At 69.7% G+C, this 21,485-nt stretch carries 19 protein-coding genes, 3 tRNA genes and 1 pseudogene; 14 read left to right on the forward strand and 9 right to left on the reverse strand.

What is annotated here, in order from left to right; genetic code table 11:
* Positions 1-43: 43 nt before the first annotated feature.
* Positions 44-982: an EamA family transporter RarD gene (gene rarD, locus B3I25_RS10995; RefSeq protein ID WP_064846696.1), complete on the reverse strand. Its 939-nt coding sequence runs from the start codon at positions 980-982 to the stop codon at positions 44-46.
* 41 nt (positions 983-1,023) lie between these two features.
* A complete protein-coding gene (locus B3I25_RS11000) occupies positions 1,024-2,457 on the reverse strand; it encodes a DUF6882 domain-containing protein (RefSeq protein ID WP_144931520.1) in 1,434 nt (477 codons plus the stop codon).
* 267 nt (positions 2,458-2,724) lie between these two features.
* Here B3I25_RS11000 and B3I25_RS11005 point away from each other — a divergent pair, with 267 nt between their 5' ends.
* The gene (locus tag B3I25_RS11005; protein WP_286739061.1) at positions 2,725-4,089 is read left to right on the forward strand and encodes an SseB family protein; all 1,365 of its coding nucleotides are present in this window, start codon (positions 2,725-2,727) and stop codon (positions 4,087-4,089) included.
* Between the two features lie 126 nt (positions 4,090-4,215).
* Here the strand turns inward: B3I25_RS11005 and B3I25_RS11010 are convergent, their stop codons facing one another.
* The gene (locus tag B3I25_RS11010) at positions 4,216-4,692 is read right to left on the reverse strand and encodes a Fur family transcriptional regulator (protein ID WP_064846699.1); all 477 of its coding nucleotides are present in this window, start codon (positions 4,690-4,692) and stop codon (positions 4,216-4,218) included.
* A 603-nt stretch (positions 4,693-5,295) separates the two neighbouring features.
* On the opposite strand from B3I25_RS11010, the gene B3I25_RS11015 reads away from it, so the two are divergent.
* Positions 5,296-7,206 (forward strand): sigma-70 family RNA polymerase sigma factor, encoded by a 1,911-nt coding sequence (locus tag B3I25_RS11015; protein ID WP_286739063.1) that lies wholly within the window; start codon positions 5,296-5,298, stop codon positions 7,204-7,206.
* Between the two features lie 20 nt (positions 7,207-7,226).
* On the forward strand, positions 7,227-8,126 hold the full coding sequence (gene htpX / locus B3I25_RS11020; protein WP_286739064.1) for a zinc metalloprotease HtpX: 900 nt from the start codon (positions 7,227-7,229) through the stop codon (positions 8,124-8,126).
* 230 nt (positions 8,127-8,356) lie between these two features.
* On the opposite strand, the gene B3I25_RS11025 is transcribed toward htpX, so the two are convergent.
* Positions 8,357-8,848: a YajQ family cyclic di-GMP-binding protein gene (locus B3I25_RS11025; protein WP_035960096.1), complete on the reverse strand. Its 492-nt coding sequence runs from the start codon at positions 8,846-8,848 to the stop codon at positions 8,357-8,359.
* A gap of 267 nt (positions 8,849-9,115) precedes the next feature.
* Here B3I25_RS11025 and B3I25_RS11030 point away from each other — a divergent pair.
* Positions 9,116-9,197 (forward strand) — tRNA-Tyr (locus tag B3I25_RS11030).
* Positions 9,198-9,510: 313 nt separating this feature from the next.
* On the opposite strand, the gene B3I25_RS11035 is transcribed toward B3I25_RS11030, so the two are convergent.
* Entirely contained in the window at positions 9,511-10,077 is a 567-nt protein-coding gene (locus tag B3I25_RS11035; RefSeq protein ID WP_286739067.1) for a hypothetical protein, read from the reverse strand.
* 218 nt (positions 10,078-10,295) lie between these two features.
* Here B3I25_RS11035 and B3I25_RS11040 point away from each other — a divergent pair, with 218 nt between their 5' ends.
* On the forward strand, positions 10,296-10,694 hold the full coding sequence (locus tag B3I25_RS11040; RefSeq protein WP_064846723.1) for a thioredoxin family protein: 399 nt from the start codon (positions 10,296-10,298) through the stop codon (positions 10,692-10,694).
* A gap of 217 nt (positions 10,695-10,911) precedes the next feature.
* Here B3I25_RS11040 and B3I25_RS11045 read toward each other — a convergent pair whose 3' ends face one another.
* Together B3I25_RS11045 and B3I25_RS11050 are read right to left on the reverse strand one after the other, a co-directional pair.
* Complete coding sequence (locus B3I25_RS11045; protein WP_098055985.1) at positions 10,912-11,625, reverse strand: VIT1/CCC1 transporter family protein; 714 nt, start codon at positions 11,623-11,625, stop codon at positions 10,912-10,914.
* 192 nt (positions 11,626-11,817) lie between these two features.
* Positions 11,818-12,816: a DNA-3-methyladenine glycosylase family protein gene (locus tag B3I25_RS11050; RefSeq protein ID WP_286739069.1), complete on the reverse strand. Its 999-nt coding sequence runs from the start codon at positions 12,814-12,816 to the stop codon at positions 11,818-11,820.
* 103 nt (positions 12,817-12,919) lie between these two features.
* Here B3I25_RS11050 and B3I25_RS11055 point away from each other — a divergent pair, with 103 nt between their 5' ends.
* Positions 12,920-14,668 carry a DUF2079 domain-containing protein gene (locus tag B3I25_RS11055; protein WP_286739071.1) on the forward strand — a complete coding sequence of 583 codons (1,749 nt, stop codon included), beginning with the start codon at positions 12,920-12,922 and terminating at the stop codon, positions 14,666-14,668.
* Between the two features lie 156 nt (positions 14,669-14,824).
* Positions 14,825-17,089, forward strand: a complete 2,265-nt coding sequence (locus tag B3I25_RS11060) for a DEAD/DEAH box helicase (protein ID WP_414672710.1) — start codon at positions 14,825-14,827, stop codon at positions 17,087-17,089.
* Positions 17,090-17,330: 241 nt separating this feature from the next.
* Here B3I25_RS11060 and B3I25_RS11065 read toward each other — a convergent pair whose 3' ends face one another.
* Both B3I25_RS11065 and B3I25_RS11070 read right to left on the reverse strand, forming a co-directional pair.
* The gene (locus tag B3I25_RS11065) at positions 17,331-17,972 is read right to left on the reverse strand and encodes a hypothetical protein (RefSeq protein ID WP_143470098.1); all 642 of its coding nucleotides are present in this window, start codon (positions 17,970-17,972) and stop codon (positions 17,331-17,333) included.
* A gap of 153 nt (positions 17,973-18,125) precedes the next feature.
* Positions 18,126-18,506 carry a hypothetical protein gene (locus tag B3I25_RS11070; protein ID WP_286739073.1) on the reverse strand — a complete coding sequence of 127 codons (381 nt, stop codon included), beginning with the start codon at positions 18,504-18,506 and terminating at the stop codon, positions 18,126-18,128.
* On the opposite strand from B3I25_RS11070, the gene B3I25_RS11075 reads away from it, so the two are divergent.
* From B3I25_RS11075 to B3I25_RS11105, 7 genes and pseudogenes are all read left to right on the forward strand, one after another.
* Complete coding sequence (locus B3I25_RS11075) at positions 18,507-18,671, forward strand: hypothetical protein (RefSeq protein WP_193518915.1); 165 nt, start codon at positions 18,507-18,509, stop codon at positions 18,669-18,671. It abuts the gene before it with no gap.
* 308 nt (positions 18,672-18,979) lie between these two features.
* Positions 18,980-19,051 (forward strand) — tRNA-Thr (locus B3I25_RS11080).
* A 53-nt stretch (positions 19,052-19,104) separates the two neighbouring features.
* Positions 19,105-19,178 (forward strand) — tRNA-Met (locus tag B3I25_RS11085).
* A 279-nt stretch (positions 19,179-19,457) separates the two neighbouring features.
* Positions 19,458-20,045, forward strand: a complete 588-nt coding sequence (locus tag B3I25_RS11090) for a hypothetical protein (RefSeq protein ID WP_241246957.1) — start codon at positions 19,458-19,460, stop codon at positions 20,043-20,045.
* The gene (locus B3I25_RS11095) at positions 20,009-20,422 is read left to right on the forward strand and encodes a Na/Pi symporter (RefSeq protein ID WP_286739077.1); all 414 of its coding nucleotides are present in this window, start codon (positions 20,009-20,011) and stop codon (positions 20,420-20,422) included. Before B3I25_RS11090 ends, B3I25_RS11095 begins: the two co-directional genes overlap by 37 nt.
* A complete protein-coding gene (locus B3I25_RS11100; RefSeq protein ID WP_286739079.1) occupies positions 20,419-20,625 on the forward strand; it encodes a hypothetical protein in 207 nt (68 codons plus the stop codon). The genes B3I25_RS11095 and B3I25_RS11100 overlap by 4 nt, the downstream gene beginning before the upstream one ends.
* Before the next feature lie 365 nt (positions 20,626-20,990).
* Positions 20,991-21,467: pseudogene (locus tag B3I25_RS11105) on the forward strand (substrate-binding domain-containing protein); the annotation flags it as partial.
* Positions 21,468-21,485: the final 18 nt, after the last annotated feature.

The raw sequence follows: 21,485 nt of genomic DNA on the forward strand, positions 1-21,485 counted from the left end.
GCGGGGGATCGGGTGCTGTCAGTGGCGGTGAGACCTGGTGCGCTCAGCGGCGGGGGAGACGGGGCGCGCGAGGGGCGCGGACGGCGTCGAGCACGAGCAGCACCACGGCGAGCCACACGAGGCCGAAACCGACCCAGCGCTCCGGGGGCATCTCCTCGTGGAAGACCAGGACGGCCAGGATGAACTGGCCGATCGGTGCGATGTACTGCAGCATGCCCACGGTGCTCAGGGGCAGCCGGGCGGCGGCGGCGCCGAACAGCAGGAGCGGAACAGCGGTGATCACGCCGGAGGACAGCAGCAACAGGAAATGCCCGGTGCCCCCGGAGGTCAGGGTGATCTGTCCCTGGGCGCCCAGCAGCGCGACCGCCACGAGCGCGAGCGGCGTGATCATGGCGGTCTCCCCGGTGAGGGTGATCAGCGCGGGATAGCGCGAGCCCACGCGGGACTTAACCAGGCCGTAGAAGCCGAACGTGAAGGCGAGGCCCAGTGAGAGCCACGGCACCGCGCCGTAGAACACGGCCATGATCACCACGGCCAGCGCACCCACGGCGATCGCGGTCCACTGCAGGGGGCGCAGCTTTTCGTGCAGCACCAGGACACCCAGCAGGATGGCCACGAGCGGGTTGATGAAGTACCCCAGGGACGCCTCGAGGGTGTGCCCCGTGGTCGTGGCGACCGTGTACAGCAACCAGTTCCCGGCGATCAGCACACCGGCCACCGTGAGCGCGAGCACCGCCGAGCCGTCCCGGAACAACCGGATGAACCGGCCCACGGAGTGGGTCACGGCCAGCATCAGCAGACAGACCACCAGGGAGAAGACAATGCGCAGGGCCACGATCTCGTACGCCGTGGCCGGGGCCAGGACCACGAAGTACAGGGGCAGCAACCCCCAGATCCCGTACGCGGCGAACCCGTAGCCGAAACCGGCCCGGGCCCTCTTCTGCTGGTGAGGGCCCGGGCCGGAAGTCGCGTTGTCAGTCACCGTCCGATCCTATCCCCGGTGACCGCCGCGTCGGTTCGCGATCAGAGGTCGAAGAAACGGCTCAGGAAACCGCGCTTCTTCTTGCCCTTCTTCTCCGCCTGCTCGTTGGTCTCGACCTCCTGGCCGTCCACCACGGCGGGGGCGGAGATGTCGTCCTCAGCAGCGCCGGGGCCGGCGACGGTCTCGCGGGCGACCACCGTCTCCCGCTCGGCCCGCTCGCGGGCCACGGTGTCCTCGGAGACGTCCCGCAGGACTGGCTGCTCCGTCGCGGGTTCGCTCGGTTCCGGCGCAGTGGGTTCGCGCGTGTCCCGCGCCGCGTCCTCGTCCTGCATCCCCGGTTGGGCCGCGGCGAACTCGGGGTCCGGGATCCGGGACATGGCCGTGGTGTTGGGGTGCGGGGAGGCCTGTGGGCCGGCGGTGGCCGCATCCCCGGAGGGACCGGGCAGCACCGTGGTCTCCACGCGACCCGGCTCGGCGGGTCCGGAGGTGGGTTCCTGGTCGAACGGGCGGTCCGGGTCCCGCACCTCGCTCGCGGGGACGGCCACGTCCCCCTCGGGCTGCTCGGGCTCGGGCGCCTCGATCTCCTCGCGGGACAGCTCGCTGGGCAGCGGCTCCTCCCGCTCGGACGTGGACGACGCCGCTGCGGCGGCTTCTTCACGCTCGCGCCGCTTGCGTTCGGCGGACTCCACGCGCTGCTGCTCACCGAGCTGCTCGGCCTGGGCCACCGCGGCACGGCGGTCCTCGAGCAGGGCCTCGCGGTGGGTCTGCGCCTGGTGTTCGAGCTCGCGCAGTTCGTCTTCGCCCACGGAGGGCTCAGCGGGTTCCACGCCCGTGATCTGGTGGTCGTCGAACCAGAAGCGCTGAGCGCCGTCGTGCACGGTGACCACACAGGTGGCGTCCGTGTCCCACTCTACGTGGGCGCCGCGCAGCTTGGCGTAGCTGGCTACGGCAAGGTTGTGGTCCACGGCGGTGTCGGTGGTCAGGGACTCCCCGATGACCTGCATCATGCGCTGCTCCGTGAGTCGGGGCAGCTCGAACTCGGGGCCGTCCAGCAGCAACCACGCCGTGATGTTGCCACCGGCGCGCGCGGGGTAGTGGGCGTAGAGACCCGTGACGGCCTTGGCGGCCAGGGTCAACCGGCGGGCCAGACCGTCCTCGAGGGGCAGCTCGTCCGTGGTCAGCTCGGAGACCTCGTGACGCTCACCGGCCTGCTTGGCCTGCACGGCGGCGGAGACCACGCGCGGGTTGAAGTGCCCGAGCTCCTGCCACGACCACACGAAGGACCCGCGGGACGCCGATTCGGTGCCCAGCAGGTAGGGGGTCAGGGTGACGGGAGGCGTGGTTTGCAGGGTGAACGACGGCGCGGAAAAGTCCACGTCCCACTCCGCGCCCTGGGACAGTTCCGCCAGCACTGCCTGGTATTCGGTGGAAAGGAAGATCGACGCGTCGATCAACTCCTGCAAAGTTTTCGTCATGGGTCCAGGCTAACAACTGGCGCGGACGCCAGCGCGCGCCGGACGGCACGTCGGTGCCTGTGGGGCCCCTGTATCCGCCCGCGGCACGTACCCGACGACGACGCCGCGGCCGCACCGAGCGACGTCGTACCCCGCGGCCGTGTTGGGGCCTTGCACGCGAGCGGTTCGTTAGGCTGGGGGCGCGCGGCGCCCGGCAGCGACCGGGGGAGATCGCGCGATCTTACAGCGAGCGGACCCGTGGCTCACGGGTCGAAGGGACACCACACCATGACCTCTGAGCCTCGGCCCGAATCGACGACCCCCGCACCCGGTGAGCGTGAACTCGTGGCACGGGTGGGCGAATGGGTGATGTCCGTCCTGCGCACGGAACCGGGTTGGGACACCATGCTCGTGGAGTTCAAGCCCCAGGGCGGGCGGGTCCATCTGCGGGTGGTCGAGAACAGGGACGGCTCCGTGATCCCCGGGGCGGCAGGGCCCATCAAGCAGGACAGCCCGGTGCTGGAGACGATCGCGCAACTGCAGCGCAGCTGCGCGGTGCCCGGGCGGGGGAGCTGGTTCACCGCGTCCGTGAGCATCGCCGCGAGCGGGTGGCCCGAGCCCACGCTGCACACGAGCGCGTCCTACAATTTCCGGGAGCTGCCCCGCCCCTACGCGGACGAGGGCGCCTACACGGGCCGGGACGTGCTGGCTCAGCTGACTGAGTTCCCGCGTACCCAGGAGCGCACGCCGCTGTGGGCCCTGGAACTGGCCGATGAGGCCGGGGTCGAGCTGCCGTTCGCACCGACCTCAGAGGACGACTCCCACGGGGACGTGCACCCCCGGTTGCGCGCGGCGGCCGAGGCGTTCACACGCGAACCCGGGGAGCGGACCCTGGCCGGGGCCCTGCGCGAGGCGTTGGCCGGGACCGTGCTGCTGGACATCTCCGGATCGGACCTGGTCCCGGGGGAGGACGGCCAGCCCGTGGGGCCGCAGTCCCACATCCGGGTCCAGGCGGTCGCCCAGCCCGACGGCGGTCGCGCACTGGCCGTGTATACGACCGCCGAGCAGGCCCGCGAGATGTTCACCCGCAGCAACAAGAACCCGGATCTAGCCGAACCCGTCCTGCTGCGCCAGCGCGCGAGCGCGATGATCGAGATGGTCGTGCAGGACACCCAGTACGACGAGATCGTGGTGGACCCGGCGTCCGAACACGCCCTGCGGATCCCCCGCCAGCAGATCGAGTGGGTGGGCCGCTCACCCCACAACGAGGCACTCAAGCAAGCGCTGCTGGACAATGCCATGGCGGACGTCCTGGGGGCCCTGCTCAACCCGAACGGCCACCTCATGCTCGGCACCCGGGACGAGGGGGAGAACGCGATCCCGGTCATGGTCCAACCCTCCGAGGAGGGCGCCGCACCGGACACCCTGCTGGTCTTCACGTCCGCGGCGGAGGTGGCCGCCCTCGACCCGGCGCTCACGGTGCGCTCGGCCCCGTCCCGGAAGATCCTGGAGTTCGCGCTCGAATCGGGTGCGGCGGCCATCTGCCTCAATGCCATGGCCCCCGTGGCCACCCTGCCCACGGCGCAGCTGCGGGAGATGCTGGAGCTCGTCACGCAGCGCGAACAGGGCGGTACCTCGCAGCCTCGCGACTGAGAGGTCGGTGGGTCGGAATTGCGGCGCATCTCGTCCGCAGTTTCCACACCCGCGGGGCGTGTCCGGGGGTGCGCCAGGGCTGTATGTCAGGGGCCGCGCGTCAGGGAGCCGGTGTCAGAGCGTGGCTCAGCGGGCCTCGGTCGCGCTCGCCGCGAGCTCTTCCTGGCAGCGGGGGCACACACCCCGGTAGACGACCTCCGCGGCTAGCAGCTCGAAGCCGTGGTCCTGGGACGGCGTGAGGCACGGGGCATGGCCCACGGCGCACGGCACGTCCTGGACCACTCCGCAGCGCACGCAGTACGCATGGTGGTGGTTGTCCCCGGTGCGGATCTCGTAGCGCGCGGGGGATCCGGGCGGCTCGAACTTGGACACCATCCCGATCGCCGCGAGGTCCGCGAGGACCACGTAGACGGACTGGACGGACATGTTGGGCAGCACGGAGCGAACCTGCTGCACGGTGTCCTCGGCGGTGGCGTGCGGAACCGCGGACACGGCGTCCAACACGGCAAGACGTTGTCTGGTGACCCTGCGCCCGTGCGAGCGCAGATGCGAGGTCCACGCATCCCGCGACGGGTGCGGTGCAGCCTGAACGGTGGTCTCCATGGGGTCCATTCTATTCTTATTCTGAGCCACTCACAATAGTTGCACTCACGGCGCTCCCGCGCTGTCAACGCCGCCGTCCCCGCCGACATGCCCCCCGCGGTCCCGGGTCACCGCCGTGGTGCGCTCGCGGCCCGCCCGCCACGTGGGGCCGTCGCGGTCCGGGACGGGCGCGCGGAAGGCCGCGCGCAGCGGCGTCGTCATCCGTGACGGGACCCGCGAAAAAAGTTTTCGGATCTCGCGTCATGATTTCCGATCCCGTGCGTCTACGTAGTGGATCCCGCGCGGGCTGCGCGGGATCCCGGACGGTCCGATCGCTCTGGGACCGGCGAACCGGTGCCGCGATCACCACGGGGACACATCGCGCGGCACGCGGCGGGTGAGAGCGTCTCTTTGCCGGACGGGCTGTCCGGCGCGGGGGAGGGAGATGGCACTAGGAGACGGGGGCGGGACCGGCGTGGGGGCGCCGGTCCCGCCCCCGGCCATGACCGGGCTGGCGCGGTGACAGCGGGAACGCGGGGGAGGGGCGGGGTCGCGGACTGCCGCGCAGCGCCCGCGGCTGTCACAATGGAGGTACCGAGTTACTTCCAGTGGGCAGAGAGCGCCATGTCACACAGAGCAGTTCCCGGCACCGGGGACCACCCGGGCCAGGGCGGCCAACGCATCAGCGACGAACACCTGTTACGCGCGGTCCGCGAGGGTGACTCGCATGCCTTCGCCACGCTCTACGAACGGCACCGCGGGGCGGCACTGGCCGTGGCCCGCATGCATTCCCGCAACGAGCCGGAAGCGGAGGACCTCGTCTCCGAGGCGTTCACGCGCGTGTTCGCGCTGCTCAAGGAGGGCAAGGGCCCCCGGGAGTTCCTGCGCGCCTACCTCGTTACGGCCGTGTCCCGGCTCGCTGCGGACCGCGCCAACGAACTCAGCCGCACGCGTCCCGTGGACCCCCAACCGGACGGGCCGCTGGACCGTGTGCAACTGTTCGAGGACACCGTAGTGCGCCAGGTGGACTCCGTGGTGGTGGCCCGCGCGTTCGCGTCCCTGCCAGAGCGCTGGCAGGAAGTGCTGTGGTACCTCGAGATCGAGGGGCGCAAGCCGCGTCAGGTGGCCTCCGCCGTGGGCATTCAACCCAACGCGGTCTCCGCGCTGGGCACGCGCGCACGGGAGGGACTCCGCACCGCCTACATGCAGGAACACGTCTCGGCGCGGGCCCTCGAGGACTGCGGCGAGTATTCACGACAGCTCGGTGCGTTCGCGCGCGATTCCCTGACCCCGTCGCGCACCAAGGTCGTGCAGGAACACCTGGACCGCTGTCCCCGCTGCACCGCCGAGTACCTGCAGCTCCAGGACCTCGGGATCGGGATGCGGGGTTGGCTCCTGCCCGTCCTGGCCGGACTTCCGTTGTGGGCCGGTGCGGGCGGTCGGCTCGTGGACGCGCTCACCGGCACGTCCCTGGCGGGCTTCGGGGGTGCCGCGTCCCAGGCTCCGGGAGTCGCGGGGACCCCGGCTTTCGACGGCGCGGCGGGGAGCGCCATCGCAACCTCCGGGGGTCCGGGTGCCGGCGGCTCCGGGGCCGGCGCGGGCGCCTCGTCCGGGGCTGCAGCCGCAGGGCAGTCCACGGGGATTGCTGCGTTCGCATCGTCCGGTACGGGCCTGGCGATCGCCGCGGTCGGCGTCCTGGTTGCGGCCGCCGCGGCCGTGGGGCTCGTGGCCGTGTCCAACTCGCCGGACGATCCCTCGGGCGGTGCGCCCGCCGCCGCCGTCCCCCCGGATGTGAACTCTTCCGACGGCGACGCCGCTGCGTCCGGCGCCCGCGGTTCCTCCGAGACACCCGCAGCCGGTCGCGACGACGAGGCGGACGGCAGTGATTCCCGCGCTGGGGATTCCGCCGGTCGGGACTCGGACGGCGGTGCCGCCGATGGTGGAGATTCCGCGTCCGTGGCTCAGGGGGACTCGGGCGGTTCCGACGGTGGAGGGTCCGTGGCCCTCGGCGATTCCGACGCGTCCCGCCCCAAGCAGGCCCGCGAGGACGTCCCCCAGGGACAAGGCCCGGACGGCCAGGCCGGCCGCAATCAGGGTGACTCGCAAGGTCGCTGGCCGGGCGGTGCGCCACTGCCCGGGGACCCGGGTGCGCCGGGCAACGGAGCGGGCGGTGCGACGTCGTCCTCTGCCCCCGACCTCGGCACCGATCCGGACGTCCCGCCCACGCCGTCGCCGAGCCCGTCCCCGGGTGACGCGGACCCGGGAGGGAACCCCGCGGACCCGGGCGAGGGAACCTCCCCCGCGCCGTCGGACGCTACGCAAACACCGGTCCCGTCCCCCTCGACGGGGGTGGCACCACCGCCCCCGACGACCACGGACCCCGGTTGCGAGGTGTCGCTCGGAATGGGAGGGCGGGAGATCATCTGCCTCGACGGGCTGCCCCCGCTGCCCACATTTCCCCCACTGCCCGCGCCGCCGTTGCCGCCGTCCGCATTGGTACCGTCGGTATCCCTCAACATTTTCTTGCCCCGCTAGACCCCACAGGAGAACACTGAATGCACCGCCATTACAACGGACTGAAGACTGTGCTGCTGTTGGGCGGTATGTGGGTGGTGTTGCTGGCGATCGGCTGGATCATCGCCGGGGCCACGCGCAGCTCGTTCTTCATCATCCTGTTCGCGGTGATCGGGCTGATCAGTACCGCATACAGCTACTGGAACTCGGACAAGCTCGCCATCCGGTCCATGCGAGCGGTGCCCGTGAGCCCGCAACAGGCACCGGCCATGTACCGGATCGTGGAGGAGCTCTCCCGCCGGGCGGAGCAGCCCATGCCGCGGCTGTACATCGCGCCCACCATGAGCCCCAATGCGTTCGCCACCGGACGCAACCCGGACAACGCCGCGGTGTGTTGCACCGAGGGGATCCTGCAGATGCTCGACGAACGCGAGCTGCGCGCGGTGCTCGGCCACGAACTCATGCACGTGTACAACAGGGACATCCTGACCTCGTCCGTGGCGGCCGCGGTGGCGGGACTCATCACGTCCGCCGCGCAGGTGCTGCAGTTCGCGGCCATCTTCGGCGGCGGGCGCGGTGATGACAACCGTGGTGGCAACATGCTCGTGGGGTTGCTCATGGCGTTCCTCGCACCCGTCGCGGCCACCGTGATCCAGCTCGCCATCTCCCGCACGCGCGAGTACGACGCCGACGAGGACGGCGCCAAGCTCACCGGCGACCCCCTTGCGCTCGCCTCGGCACTGCGCAAGATCGAGAGCGGCGCGTCCCAGCGGCCCATGAACCCGGAGGACCAGAAGGTGGTCAACACGTCCCACCTGATGATCGCCAACCCGTTCCGCGGCGGTGCGGTCTCCGGCCTGTTCCGCACCCACCCCTCCACCGACGACCGCGTGCAGCGGCTGCAGAACATGGCACGCAACGGCGGGTTCTACGGCCGCTGACGCGGCGTTCGGGTTTCGACGTCGCGGTGGGCGTCGCGTGCGACTGGCCCGTCGCGTCGTCCCACGACTGCGGCCCGCGTGTCCGCCGTCGTGCCCGGGGGGCGAACCCCTTACGGAAGAAGCCGTGATCCCCGCTCGGGGCTCACGGCTTCCTGGTCTCCGGATGCGGACCGGCGTGTGACGGGCGTGGGGCCGACGCGGTGCTGGCGCAGCGCCGGGGCCGGGTCACGTTAGCGGTAGTTCACGAACTGCAGGTCGACCTCCACGTCCGATCCCTTGAGCAGCGCGATCACGTCCTGCAGGTCGTCACGGGACTTGGACGAGACGCGCAGTTCATCACCCTGGATGGTGGCCTTGACACCCTTGGGGCCCTCGTCACGGATGAGCTTGGTGATCTTCTTGGCCTGGTCCTGGGCGATGCCCTCCTTGATAGAGCACTCGATGCGGTACTCCTTGCCGGAGGCGTAGGGCTCACCGTCGTCCAGGGACTTCAGGGAGATCCCGCGCTTGACCAGCTTGGACTGGAAGACGTCCAGGACGGCCTGGGCACGCTCCTCCGAATTGGCCTTGATCAGGATCTTCTCGCCGGAGAAGTCGATATCCGCGCCCACCCCGCGGAAGTCGTAGCGCTGGGCCACTTCCTTCTGGGCCTGGTTCAGGGCGTTGGACACTTCCTGCTTGTCGACCTTGCTGACCACGTCGAATGATGATTCCGAAGCCACGGTTGTCCTCCTGGGCGTGTTGGGTGCGTGATGTCACCCACCAGCCTAATTGCCCGCGATGAGCGCATTCGTGCCGGAACCGGGCGGATCGGTGGTGATCGGGCTCCCCGCGCAGTTCGCGGTCACCCGCGTGGGGGCACCGATGTCACGCTCCCGGCCGTTCAGGGGTTCTGGGGGCACCCGCGCTGATTTGGGGGACGGGGGGTGTGCTGTGTAATGTTGAGGTGCTCCCGCACGGCGGGGGTGCAATGCGCTCTGTGCGCTCTCGGCAGGTTACCCGAGCGGCCAAAGGGGGCTGACTGTAAATCAGCTGGCACTGCCTACGGGGGTTCGAATCCCTCACCTGCCACCCACGGGGATGAGCGATCATCCCGAAGGGGCTCCCCGGATGACATGATCCGGGGAGCCCCTTCTTTCGTCCCAGGGCCCTGCTGCAGTCGCGACTTCCCTGCCAAGCTCTGCCGCGCCCTGCTCCGCGGCTCATCCGCCCTCTGTGCCGACCGCATCGAATTCCTAGTGGAGCACAAGCAGCTGAGGGCGCCCATTTCTGCTTTAGCTCAGTAAAAGCCGCAGGATGGGGCGTGATGTGTCGGGGCGGAGCCCATGGATGTGGGTAGCGGGGTGGACGGCAGGTGCGGGAGTTCCGAGCAGCGGGGGTGGGCTCAGCGCAGCGCCGGGAGGACCTCTCGACCGAGCAGTTCCACGGTCCGCAGCGCCGCGTCGTGGGGCAGGCCGTCCACGTCCACGCGCACGAGCACCCGATCCAGCTCCAACGTCTCGCGCATGGCCCGCAGTTTGGTGACGACGTCGCTCACACCGCCCACGAGCAGCGCACCCTCCGGCCCGCACTGTTCGCGGAACTCCTCCGGTGTCCACGCGGGGTCGTCGGCGCTTGCGGCGCCGAAGGTTCTCGTGCTGGCGGCGAAGTGCGGATAGGCGAGGGTGAGGGCGTCGGGGGAGCGGGCGTCGTCGTCGTCGGACACCACGAGGCCCGGCAGCAGCAGGCCCACCGCGCCGCGCGTGGAGTGCCTGAAGCCGCGCAGCGCCTCCCGGTACGCCTTGACGTACGGCACGAGCTGGTCCCAACGGCCTTCCATGACGTTGAGCATCACGCCGATCCCGTGTCCCGCGGCCCGCAGCTGCAACGGATCCGGGTTGACGTGCTCCGCCCCGTGACCCTCACCGACGGCCACGATGTCCAGGCCCACCCGGTCCGCGGTGCGGGCCAACTCGGTGAGCTGCAGGAACCCCTCCCGCGGGCTGGGAAGCTCACCCGTGTCGGGGTGGGGAGCGCGTTCCCCCCCACGTGGCGATACCGAGTCTGAAGGTCACGGGTGGCTCCTCACGGGTGATTCCTGGGAATGCCGACGGCGCGGCGCCCAGGGCGTTCCTTGAGCCCGCAGTGAACGTTCTGGAGCCCGGCGGAACGGAGTCCTACGCTGGTTTCATGGCTACTGTAGACATCACCCAGGACACCCTGGGCCAGACCATTTCTGACAACGACATCGTGTTGCTGGACTGGTGGGCGGACTGGTGCGGACCGTGCAAGCAGTTCGCACCCACCTACGAGGCCGCCTCCGAGAACAACCCCGAGATCGTATTCGGCAAGGTGGACACCGAGGCCGAGCAGGGCCTGGCCGCCGCCGCCCAGATCTCCTCGATCCCCACGCTCATGGCGTTCCGCGAGGGCATCATGGTGTTCTCGCAGCCCGGCGCGCTTCCCGCATCCTCGCTCGAGCAGGTCATCGACGCCGTCAAGAACCTGGACATGAACGAGGTCCGCGCGGAGGTCGAGAAGCAGGCCGCCGAGGCGGAGACCGGCGCCGCGGGGGATCAGCAGAACTGATCCTGAGTTCCACGGCGTATGTAGACCCGGCAGTGGCGCGCACTTCTCGTCATACACAGATGATGTGATGCCCGCGCCACACGGCACACGCCCATGAAACACGGAGGGCGGCTCCCGAAGGAGTCGCCCTCTCCGTATATCCGGTCTGAATGCCCGGGCCGCTTGTCCGGCGGGATGTGGGACCCCGCCGCCCGTCAGTCGTTCTTCCTGCGGCCCGTCACGCCGCGGAAACCCCCAGCAGGGAACCGATGAGGAAGGTCGCACCCAGGGCCAGCGCACCGCCCACCACCACGCGGGTCGCGGCACGGGCCACGTGCGGGGTGTCACCCAACCGGGCACCGAGCGTCCCTGTGAGCGCGAGCGCCACGAGCACGGCCACGAACGTGACGGGGATCCGCCATGGGGCGGGCGGGAGCAGGATGGCCAGCAGCGGCAACAATGAACCCAGCAGGAACGCCACCGCGGAGGAGATCGCGGCACCCCACGGGCTGGGAATGTCATCCGGGTCAATCCCGAGTTCGGCATCCAGGTGGGCACGCAACACGTCCTTCTCGGACAGTTCCACCGCGACCTGTCGGGCCGTGGTCTCGCTCAACCCGCGATCCCGGTAGATCTGCGTGAGTTCGTCGAGCTCGGCCTCCGGCATGGCCTGTAGCTCCCACTTCTCCTTCTCGATGAGAGCTTCCTGCGAATCCTTCTGACTCGACACGGACACGTACTCGCCCAGCGCCATGGACAGTGCGCCGCCGATCACGGCGGCCGAACCGGCCACGAGCACGGGCGTCGTGGCCGCGGTGGCCCCGGCCACGCCGACGACGGTCGCGGCCACGGACACGATGCCGTCGTTCGCGCCCAGGACCCCGGCGCGCAGCTTGTTCATTTTCTCCCCGGACTTGGTCGCGTGCGGTTCCACCGCGGTGTGCTGTGCCATGCAGATAGTTTGCGTCGCAAATGAAAACCCCGCCAGGCAGGCAAGCCAAACCTCAGTCGGGCTGTCCTCCGCGGGAGAGCAGCACGCGCGGCACGCGACATCATGCCCCGCCCGCTCTGTGGGGCGACGCCGCTCTGGAGTAGCCCATTCGCCGCGGCGGCGCCGATCCAGGGGCGGGCCCATCAAACCCCGTCAGTGGTGACGATGATCCTGGGGTGTGAGGCGGGGTCCGAACGCGGGTTTGCGGTGCCCACTGGCCTTGATGAGCCGCACGACCCGCTGCCGGTGACCTCGCCACGGTTCGAGCAGTTCGAGCATGCGCTCGTCCGATCCGGGGGCGCCGTCGAAGAACCAGCACACGTAGTCGGCCAGATGGAAGTCCCGCACGCTCACGCCGTCCGGGTCTGCGTGGGTGCACTGGGTGATCTCCGCGGCCGTCCACACACCGATCCCGCTGATCGATTGCACTGCGGCCCGCACCCGCGCCGGATCCGGCTCCCGGCCAAGGCGCTCCAGGGCCGACGCCCGCTGCACCGTGCGCATGACCGTCGCGGAACGGGCGGGGTCCACGCCCGCCCGGTGCCACTGCCAGGACGGCACCCTGCGCCACTGCTCGGCCGTGGGCGGCACCCGCATCCCGCGCGGAGCGGGCCCGGGTGCCTCCTCACCGATCCAGCGCAGCAGCGCCCGGTACGCCCGCACGGCCTCGATCGCCGTGACACGCTGTTCCAGGATGGAGACGACGGCGCGGTCCAGGACGGTGCCCGTGGCCGGCAAGCGCATCCCCGGGTGGTCGTGGCGCGCCCTGACGAGCCGGTGCGGCAACTGCGCAAAACCCGCCGAGGACTCGAACTCCTCCCACGAATCGTCGTGGCCCACCCACCGGGGCGCGGACGGCAACCACTGCTGCGCGCCCGGACCCCACGCGTCCACGACGACGTCCCGGTCCAGGGGGTTCTCACCCGCGACGCGAGGTGGGCGGGAGAACCGCGCACTCACCGGCAACCCGCTCGAGCGCGTGGTGATCCACACGCAGTCCTCGTTCAGGATGCGCACCGTGGGATCGTCCGCACCGCGCCCGAGCACCCGCAGGGTCTGGCCCAGGTGCACGGGCCCGGGTGGCGTCCAGTGCAACCGGGTGGGGGAGTCCCCCGAACCGGTGATTTGCGCTGTCCGCACCGTGGTGGTCATGCGCAGATGATGCCACGGGTCTCCGACACCCTCGCGCGCACCCGGCTGGCATACTGGGTCCGACAACCCCGCCGCCCGGCACAGGCACCCCGGAGGGAGGATCGTGGCCCGTTCCCCCGCATCGGTCAACCCCGGGCGGACTCGTCCCGCATGGTTGCTACCCGTCCTCGTGGGAGCGTTCACGACCGCGGTGTACTGCGCGTTCTCCTGGAGCCAGTGGATCCGCTGGGACGTCCCCTCGTGGGACAACGCGATCTTCACGCAACTGCTCTCCGCGTACGCCTCCGGACACGCACCGATCGTGGACATCAAGGGCCACGGGTTCAATCTCCTGGGGGATCACTTCCACCCGCTGCTGATCGTCCTGGCACCGATTTACGCCGTGTTCCCCTCCGCACTCACCCTCATGATCCTGCAGGACGTCCTCTTCGGGAGCTCCGCCGCCGTCGTCACGCGGTGTGCCCTGCATGTCCTGCGCCCCGCCCCGGCCGTCGCGATCGGCGTGGCGTACGCGGCGAGCTTCGGACTGCAGAACGCGGTCGCGGTGCAGTTCCACGAGATCGCGCTCGCCGTGCCGCTGCTCGCGCTCGGTTTGTGCGCACTGCGGGAACGGCGGTGGCGCGCGGCCGCCCTGTGGAGCGTGCCCGTGGCCCTCGTCAAGGAAGACCTGGGGGTCACGGTCGCGGTGATCGGGGCGCTCATGCTCGGTCACGCGCTGGTCCCGTTCGCGCGTGGGTGGAGCCGTGCGGTACGACGCCGCTGGGCCGAGTTCCGCGCCTACACCCACCGCGGCGCAGGGCGCAGTGCCGTGCACGTGCACGGGACTGAGGATCGTGTCACCGCGGATGCCCGCCAGGATGGGGACCGCGGCGTCGCACAGACATCGGCGGATCCCGCGAGAGCGGTCCTGCGGGATCCGGCCGCGCGGTGGGGCGCAGCACTCATGGTGTGGGGCATCCTGGCCTCCGCGCTCGCGGTGGGGGTGATCCTGCCCGCGCTCAACCCCGCGGGGGAGTTCGCGTACTCGGACAAGATCGACCTGGCACTTCTGCTGCGCGATCCCACCTCCGTGGTCGTGTTGCAGGTCGTCCCGGTTGAGAAGCTTGTCACGTGGCTGCTCCTGCTGCTGATCGGCGCCGTGGTGGCGGTGCGCTCACCCCTCGCGCTGGTGGCGCTGCCCACGCTCGCGTGGCGCATGCTGTCCCCCAACCACGGCTACTGGGGGCCGGGGTGGCACTACAGCGCGGTGTTGATGCCCGTGGTCTTCGTGGCGCTCGTGGACGCCATCGATCGGCTCCGCAACGATGCGGATCGCGCGCGGGAGGCGGGGAGCGACGTCGTCGTCCGAGACGGCCCGGCGCGCCGAGGAACCGCGGGGGATCATGCCGGGAGCGGGGCCTCGAACGGACGCCTCACCCGTGACCGCTTACCGTTCCTCCCCGGCGAGGGTGCGGTGCTGCGCACCATGGCGCGCGCGGCCCCGTGGGCGGCGCTGGTCGTCGCGCTCGCGGTGGGCACCCAGCAACCGCTAGCGCAACTGGCCACCGCCGAGGCATGGCAACCCGATCCGCGTCAGGACGCCAAGGCCGCCGCGGTGGAGCGCATCCCGCACGGGGCGAGCGTGGCCACGGACCTCTCGCTCATGAACGGGCTCGTGAGCACCACCCGCGTGCACTGGATCGGCAACGGGGACGATCCCGCCCCCGAGTACGTGGTCGTGGACCGGCTCGGCGGGACGTGGAGCGGCGAGCCACCAGCGGACGTCACGGGCTACGCGCGGGACATGTACGGGGTCGACTACACGGTCGTGAGTGACGAGGCGAACATCGTGGTGGCCCGCAGATCGGCCTAACATGGCCCGGCCGTGCGGTAGGCTAGTGGTTTATCATCCCGGTTTCTTGTCTGTCGTAACCGTTTCGCCGTAGCGGGCATGTCGGTCCAGGACTTCAGCGGTAGTACCGCGCGCACCGGTGACAATCACTCCATTCCACCGAAGCGAGGTTCTTCCGTGTCCACTGACTCCCTGTCCCAGAACGAAAATCCCCACAACGAGACCCCCGAGCACGAAACCCCCGAGCGCGACGCCGCTCCCGCCGTGACCGACGCCCCCGACAACCACGACGTCGTCGTCGACGCGCAGCGCACCGACAGCGGCGAGGCAACCGAGCCCGCCGACCAGCCTTCCGAGGCCGAGCAGCCCGCCCGGGACGACGACGCCGCCGAGCCGGCCGAGCAGCCCGTCGAGAACGACTCTGCCGAGAAGCGCGCCGAGAACAGCTCCACGGAGAAGCCCGCCGACGCCGAGAAGTCCGAACCGAACCTGCCTACGTTCGCCGAACTGGGCGTGGACGCGCGTGTGCTGGCGGCACTGGACGAGGTGGGCTACGAGTACCCCTCGCCCATCCAGGCCGCGACAATCCCCGCGTTGCTGAGCGGCCGCGACGTCGTCGGGCTCGCGCAGACCGGTACGGGCAAGACCGCCGCGTTCGCGGTGCCCGCACTGTCCAAGCTCGCGGAGCTGTCCGACCTGCACGGCCCGCACCGCAGCACGCGCGTGCTGGTGCTCGCGCCGACCCGCGAACTCGCGCTGCAGGTCGCCGAGGCCTTCGGCTCCTACGCGACCCACCTGGACGACTTCACCGTGCTGCCCGTGTACGGCGGCTCCTCGTACGGTCCGCAGCTCGCGGGCCTCAAGCGCGGCGCGCAGGTGGTCGTGGGAACCCCGGGGCGCGTGATCGACCACCTGGCCAAGGGCTCGCTCAACCTGGACGACATCGCGTACGTGGTGTTGGACGAGGCGGACGAGATGCTGCGCATGGGCTTCTCCGAGGACGTCGAGAAGATCCTGGCGCAGACCCCCACGGAGAAGCAGGTGGCTCTGTTCTCCGCCACTATGCCCAAGGCCATCCGCCGGATCGCGCAGCAGTACCTGCATGACCCCCAGGAGATCACGGTCAAGGCCAAGACCACTACGGGCAGCAACACCCGGCAGCGGTACATGCAGGTCATGGGCCCGCACAAGCTGGACGCCATGACCCGCGTGCTCGAGGTCGAGGACTACGACGGCGTGATCGTCTTCGTGCGTACCAAGGCCGCCACGGAGGAGATCGCGGACAAGCTCAAGGCCCGCGGCTACACCGCCGCCGCGATCAACGGTGACATCCCACAGAACCTGCGCGAGCGCACCGTGGACTCGCTGCGCGACGGCAAGATCGACATCCTCGTGGCCACGGACGTTGCAGCCCGCGGTCTGGACGTCGAGCGGATCTCCCTGGTGGTCAACTACGACATCCCCCACGACACCGAGTCCTACGTGCACCGCATCGGCCGCACCGGCCGCGCGGGGCGTAAGGGTGAGGCCATCCTGTTCATGACCCCGCGCGAGAAGTACCTGCTGCGCGCGATCGAGAAGGCCACCCGCCAGCCCGTCGAACAGATGCGCGTGCCCTCCACGGACGAGGTCAACCAGACCCGCAAGGAGAACTTCGCGCAGCAGATCGAGGAGACCATCGACTCCGAGGACCTCTCGCTGTTCCGTGAGCTCGTGAAGCAATACGAGTCCGAGCACGACGTCGACGCCGTCGAGGTCGCCGCTGCGCTCGCCGTGATCGCCCAGAACGGCCGCCCGTTCCTCCTGGAGGACCTGCCCGAGCTGCCGCAGCGCAAGCGGGACCGCGAGCGCCGTGACGGCGACGGCCCCCGCAATCGCCGTTCCCCGGGGGACGAGGCCGGGATGAAGACCTACAAGCTGGCCGTGGGGCACCGCGATCGCGTAGTCCCCGGCGCCGTGGTGGGTGCCCTCACGCACGAGGGCGGTCTCAACGGTTCGCAGATCGGTGCGATCGACATCCGCCCCACGTTCACGCTTGTGGGTCTGCCCGAGAACCTCCCCGCGGGAACCCTCGACAAGCTGGCCAACACCCAGATCAACGGTTCGCCCATCCGGATCCAGGAGGATCGCGGACCCGGTGGCGCGCGCGGGGGCAAGCCCTTCCGCGGCGGTGACCGTGACCGTGGACCCCGCAACGACCGGGGCGGGTACCGCGGGGATCGGGGCTCGAGCAACGACCGCGGGGGCTACCGCGGCGACCGTGGTGACCGCGGGGGATACCGTGAGGACCGGGGCGGCTACCAGGATCGCGGTGGGTACCGCGAGGATCGTGGCGGTTACCGCGACGATCGCGGCGGCGGCCGTTCCCGTGGCGGGTCCTACCAGCAGGACCGGCCGCGTCGGAAGAACCGCCCGGACAACGGCGGCTACTCGGGTCGCTGATTAGTCGGTTCACTGCCTCACCGTGAGCCGCTGACTCGCGGATTCGCCGGTTCGCTGCGAGCCACTGAGCCGGCCGACTGAGCAGGGCCTGCTCAGCCGGGACGGTCGCTGACGTGGTCGGTCATCGGCGTGGCCGGTGAGTGACAGCACAAAGGGCCGTGGCCGGGACGATCGTCCCGGCCACGGCCCTTTTCTGCTTCTCATGTTCCCGTGAGGTGTGAGGTGCGCTGACGCGTGCGGCTCAGGCCACCGTGATGATCTGCAGGTCCTGCCCCACGGTCACCGCGCCGTCGTAGCGGCGGCACGCCAGCCGGTGCCACTCCACGGGATCGATGGTGCCGCCCGTGTTCTCGATGTGCGAGAGCACCAGGTGGTCCACATGGGAGGCCTGCACCACGGGTCCCATGTCCTCAACCATCACGTGGGCGGAGTGCGGGGGCATGATCTCGTTGACGGCCACGAGGGAGTCGTAGTCCCGGACGTCCTCGTCCCGCATGAAGATGTTGTTCGTGTAGGCGAACGCCCGCAGCAGGTGCGCGGTCATGGACTTGGTGCCCGGTGTGGGTTCCTCCGGGCTCGCGATCCCCACCGGCCGACCCCCGAACGGTTCCGGCAGACCGCCCGCGGGCCCGGGACCGTACACCGCGAGCTGGCCGGGGATAACGTCCCCGTTCTTTCGGCCCGTCGTGGACGCCATCATGAAGTCGTTGAAGTAGTCGGCCACGGGATCGGCATGCAGATGGGTCAGGAAGATCCCCCGCAGGGACGCGAAGCTCAGCCCCGCCTTGTGGAACTGGGTCACGCAGGCGCGTCCGCAATCGACCAGGTACGTGTGCCCGTCCACGATCGGTGCGGACGAGATCCCGGCGCGGTCCGCAGCCATGGGCGGGCCCGCCTTGGTCCCCACTTCTCGGGGTCACTCGTGACGCGGTGCGCGAGCTCCGCCTCGGTGATGCTGCAGTGGTGGTTCTCGTGCCTCAGCCGAAGAGCTACAGCCCCAGGGTCGGGCTCATGACCAACAGTCCCAGGGCCATGATCAGGCTCCTTCCGTGAGCAGTTCGCCCCGGGCGGGGGCGTTCTGGGCGTAGGGTGCATCCCTTGCGGGGGTGCCCAGGATGCTGTGCAGCGCGGCGCGCAGTTCGGCGGTGGGATCCGCGAGGTCCTGTCCCGCACCTATGCCGTGGACGGCGATCTGCAGACCCAGTTCCTCGCCGACGACGCGAACGGTCTCGCGCCACGGCGCCCCGCCGATCCCGGTCAGCAGGGTGAACCGCCCGCGGCCCACCAGACCGATCGTGGAGACCCGGCGGCCGTCCTGGGTCAGTTCGAGCAGTTCGGTGCCGAACCGGATGCTCGCCCCGTGGCGCTCGCCGGCGGCCGCAGGATGGGCTCCAGATCGTGCTGGCCGATGTTGCACATGGACGAAGGGCTCGCGGTGTTGTACTCGACCCGCAGGTCGTCGCGCCCGCCCCACGCCTTGCGGCGCGCGATCTCGGTGCCCGGGAAGGACCTGGCCCACACGTTGTTGGCCATGAGCTCGTGGGAGGCCCCGGACCCGGTGGCCTTCGTGCGCTCCAACTAGCAGTTGCACGCGAGGATCGCCCGGATCAGTCCCAACGAACTGCTGCGTTCCATCTACCTGAGCCTGTTGGACGTCGTGGAGGTGCGCACCGCCTCGGTGCAGTCATCCCTGGAGATGCCCCCTGGACGAGTACATCCGTTTCCGCCTGGACCTGCACAGGGACCTCGTGGAAGCGGTCGGTCGGGCGGACGCCCCCGAGGCCCGCTGGCTCATCAAGGAGCACACCATGGCGGGTGAATCGGCGCGGCTTGTGGGGTGAGGTGCTCGTTTTTGCGACCCGCTCATCTCCTGTTAGAGTATTCCGCGTTGCCCCGATAGCTCAGTGGTAGAGCGCCATCTTGGTAAGATGGAGGTCCCGGGATCGATTCCCGGTCGGGGCTCTCATGATGAGAACCTGCGGCTCTTTGCGAACCGTGGGTTTCATCCATGATGTGGCGGTGTAGCTCAGCTGGTTAGAGCGCACGACTCATAATCGTGAGGTCGACGGATCGAGCCCGTCCACCGCTACCGTTCAGGCGCCGTTCCCCTCGGGGAGCGGCGCCTTCGTCGTCCCCGGGCACAATTGGTCCGGGACAGCCGGTCCCGCACCACCCGCTGCTGAGCAGTCCGGGAACGGGCGACCTCCTCGCCGATCGCTGAGCCACCCGTCCGTCAGGTCGACTCGCGGACGAGCCCGATTCACCTCGCGGCCGCTTGGCCCTGTTCCACTCGAGGAACAGGGCGCCGCACTCCGGAGCAGCCTCCGGGGCGGGCGGGCACAATCGGACGTCGGAGGGGCGAGGCACCATGTCGGGTAGCGGATCAACGCTGGCACAGCGACCCACCGAGAAGGACGCGCAGTCGGGTCCCGAGAAGGACGAGCAGACACCCAACATCTTGGCGCGGCTGCCGGTCTCCGAGCGCACGCGCAACGTCCTCGAGTGGTTCCTGGTGACGTTCGGCATCTATGTCCTGATCACCGCGGTGGGATGGATTGGTGACGGTTTCAGCGCCGCCACGGGTGGGCGCGCGGAGGAGCTGTTCAGTGTCGCCGAGAACCCGTTCGTTGGTCTGGCCATCGGCATCCTGGCCACCGTGCTCACGCAGTCCTCGTCCACGACCGCCTCGATCGTGGTGGGCATGGTCGCGGGTGGCCTGCCGCTGGGCACGGCCATCCTCATCCTGATGGGCGCCAACGTGGGTACAACCGTGACCTCTACACTGGTCTCCCTGGGTGCGGCCGGTGACCGGGAACAGTTCCGGCGCGGTTTCTCCGCGGCGTCCGTGCACGACATGTACAACCTGCTGGCCCTGGTGATCTTCCTGGCGATCGAGATGATGTTCGGCACGTTCGGGACGTGGTCTCCACGATCACGGATCCCGGCGCGGACCTGATCGGCGGCGCCCTGACGTCCTTCCTCCCCGAGGTCTGGGCGGGGATCGGCATGATCCTCGTGGGCGTGGCACTGATCCTGCTGGTGATCCGCATGATCTCCAAACTGCTCAAGCTGCTGCTGGTCGGTCACGCCGAGAGGATCTTCCACTCCGCGATCGGCCGAGGCCCGATCTCCGGCATCCTGGCGGGCCTGCTGGTCACGGTCTTGGTGCAGTCGTCCTCCACCACGATGTCGCTCGCGGTGTCGCTCGCGGCGTCCAGCACGTTCTCACTGCGCCAGATCTTCCCGTTCACGGTGGGCGCCAACATCGGCACGACCATGACGGCGATCATCGCGGCGTTCGGTTTTCCGGGATCGAGCGCACGGCCGGGATGACGGCGGCAACCGTGCACCTGCTCTACAACGTCTTCGCGATGGCTGTGATCACGGGGATCCTCTTCCTGCGGCCCATCCTCATCAAAGCCGCCGCGTGGCTCGGGAACCTGGGCGCCGAGAACACGCTCTACGTGGTGATCTGGGTGCTCGGTGTGTTCGTCGCCATCCCGGGCGTGATGATCCTGCTGACCTCCGTCTTCTGATCGCGAGCCACATCGAGCGCCGAGGAGAGCGACCGCATGAACCCCGGACACCCGTCCACCTCGACGGACGAACGAGAACTGCTGCAACTGATCGTCGACGCCGAGGAACGGGTGGCCCGGCTGCGAGAGGAGCTGGAGCGGCGCCGGCAATGGCGCGAGACGTCCCAGGAACTGGAGGCCCAGCACCGCGAGATCGACAGGTTGGCCACGTTGCTCGAGGAGGCCCGGATCGACTGGCGGGCGGTGGGCGCGTTCGTACGCGGCGCGGTGCGTGAACAGCGTGCCGGCAGGCCGTGGGACGAGCGGGCGGACGACGCCGCGGACGGGGGTGCCGCGAGCACCGACCGGGAAGCGGGGGAGAAGCGATGGCCGTGCGGGAATCGGGCACGAACGCGCAGATCTCGTCCGAGGGCAGCAACAACGGGTTCGAGAAGTTCTGCGCGGGTGAATCGGACATCAACAACGCCTCGACCCCCATCCCGGGCCCCGAGGACCCCGTGGACTTCCGCGCGGCGTGCGCGGACAACGGCGTGGAGTACGTGGAACTGCCCATTGCCCTGGACGCGATCGTGCTGATCGCCAACGAGCAGAACGAGGCCGTCCGGGACATCATGATGGCGGAGCTGCGGCGGATCTGGGAACCGGGATCCTCGGTGGACACGTGGTCGGACCTGCGGGAAGGCTGGCCCCACGAGCCCATGGACCTGTTCGGTCGCAACCAGGGGTCCGGGAGGTTCCTCGATTTCACCCAGAAGGTCAACGGGGAACCCGGGGCCATCCGCGAGGACTACGAGCACAGTGCGGACCTCGCGCAGGTCGCGCACTGGGCCGCCGAGGCACCGTACTCCCTGGCCTTCATG

Origin of the sequence: Kocuria sp. UBA1838 (genome assembly GCF_002338785.1) — a bacterium.
Classification (GTDB): Bacteria; Actinomycetota; Actinomycetes; order Actinomycetales; family Micrococcaceae; genus Kocuria; species Kocuria marina.

Excerpts from the sequence above, each read along its gene's own strand:
- B3I25_RS11010 (WP_064846699.1), bottom strand. The coding sequence starts at position 4,692 with ATGGAGACCACCGTTCAGGCTGCACCGCACCCGTCGCGGGATGCGTGG.
- B3I25_RS11045 (WP_098055985.1), bottom strand. The coding sequence starts at position 11,625 with ATGGCACAGCACACCGCGGTGGAACCGCACGCGACCAAGTCCGGGGAG.
- B3I25_RS11005 (WP_286739061.1), top strand. The coding sequence starts at position 2,725 with ATGACCTCTGAGCCTCGGCCCGAATCGACGACCCCCGCACCCGGTGAG.
- B3I25_RS11090 (WP_241246957.1), top strand. The coding sequence starts at position 19,458 with ATGTCGGGTAGCGGATCAACGCTGGCACAGCGACCCACCGAGAAGGAC.
- B3I25_RS11100 (WP_286739079.1), top strand. The coding sequence starts at position 20,419 with ATGACGGCGGCAACCGTGCACCTGCTCTACAACGTCTTCGCGATGGCT.
- B3I25_RS11065 (WP_143470098.1), bottom strand. The coding sequence starts at position 17,972 with ATGGCTGCGGACCGCGCCGGGATCTCGTCCGCACCGATCGTGGACGGG.
- B3I25_RS11015 (WP_286739063.1), top strand. The coding sequence starts at position 5,296 with ATGTCACACAGAGCAGTTCCCGGCACCGGGGACCACCCGGGCCAGGGC.
- B3I25_RS11075 (WP_193518915.1), top strand. The coding sequence starts at position 18,507 with ATGGACGAAGGGCTCGCGGTGTTGTACTCGACCCGCAGGTCGTCGCGC.
- htpX (WP_286739064.1), top strand. The coding sequence starts at position 7,227 with ATGCACCGCCATTACAACGGACTGAAGACTGTGCTGCTGTTGGGCGGT.
- B3I25_RS11000 (WP_144931520.1), bottom strand. The coding sequence starts at position 2,457 with ATGACGAAAACTTTGCAGGAGTTGATCGACGCGTCGATCTTCCTTTCC.
- B3I25_RS11040 (WP_064846723.1), top strand. The coding sequence starts at position 10,296 with ATGGCTACTGTAGACATCACCCAGGACACCCTGGGCCAGACCATTTCT.
- B3I25_RS11050 (WP_286739069.1), bottom strand. The coding sequence starts at position 12,816 with ATGACCACCACGGTGCGGACAGCGCAAATCACCGGTTCGGGGGACTCC.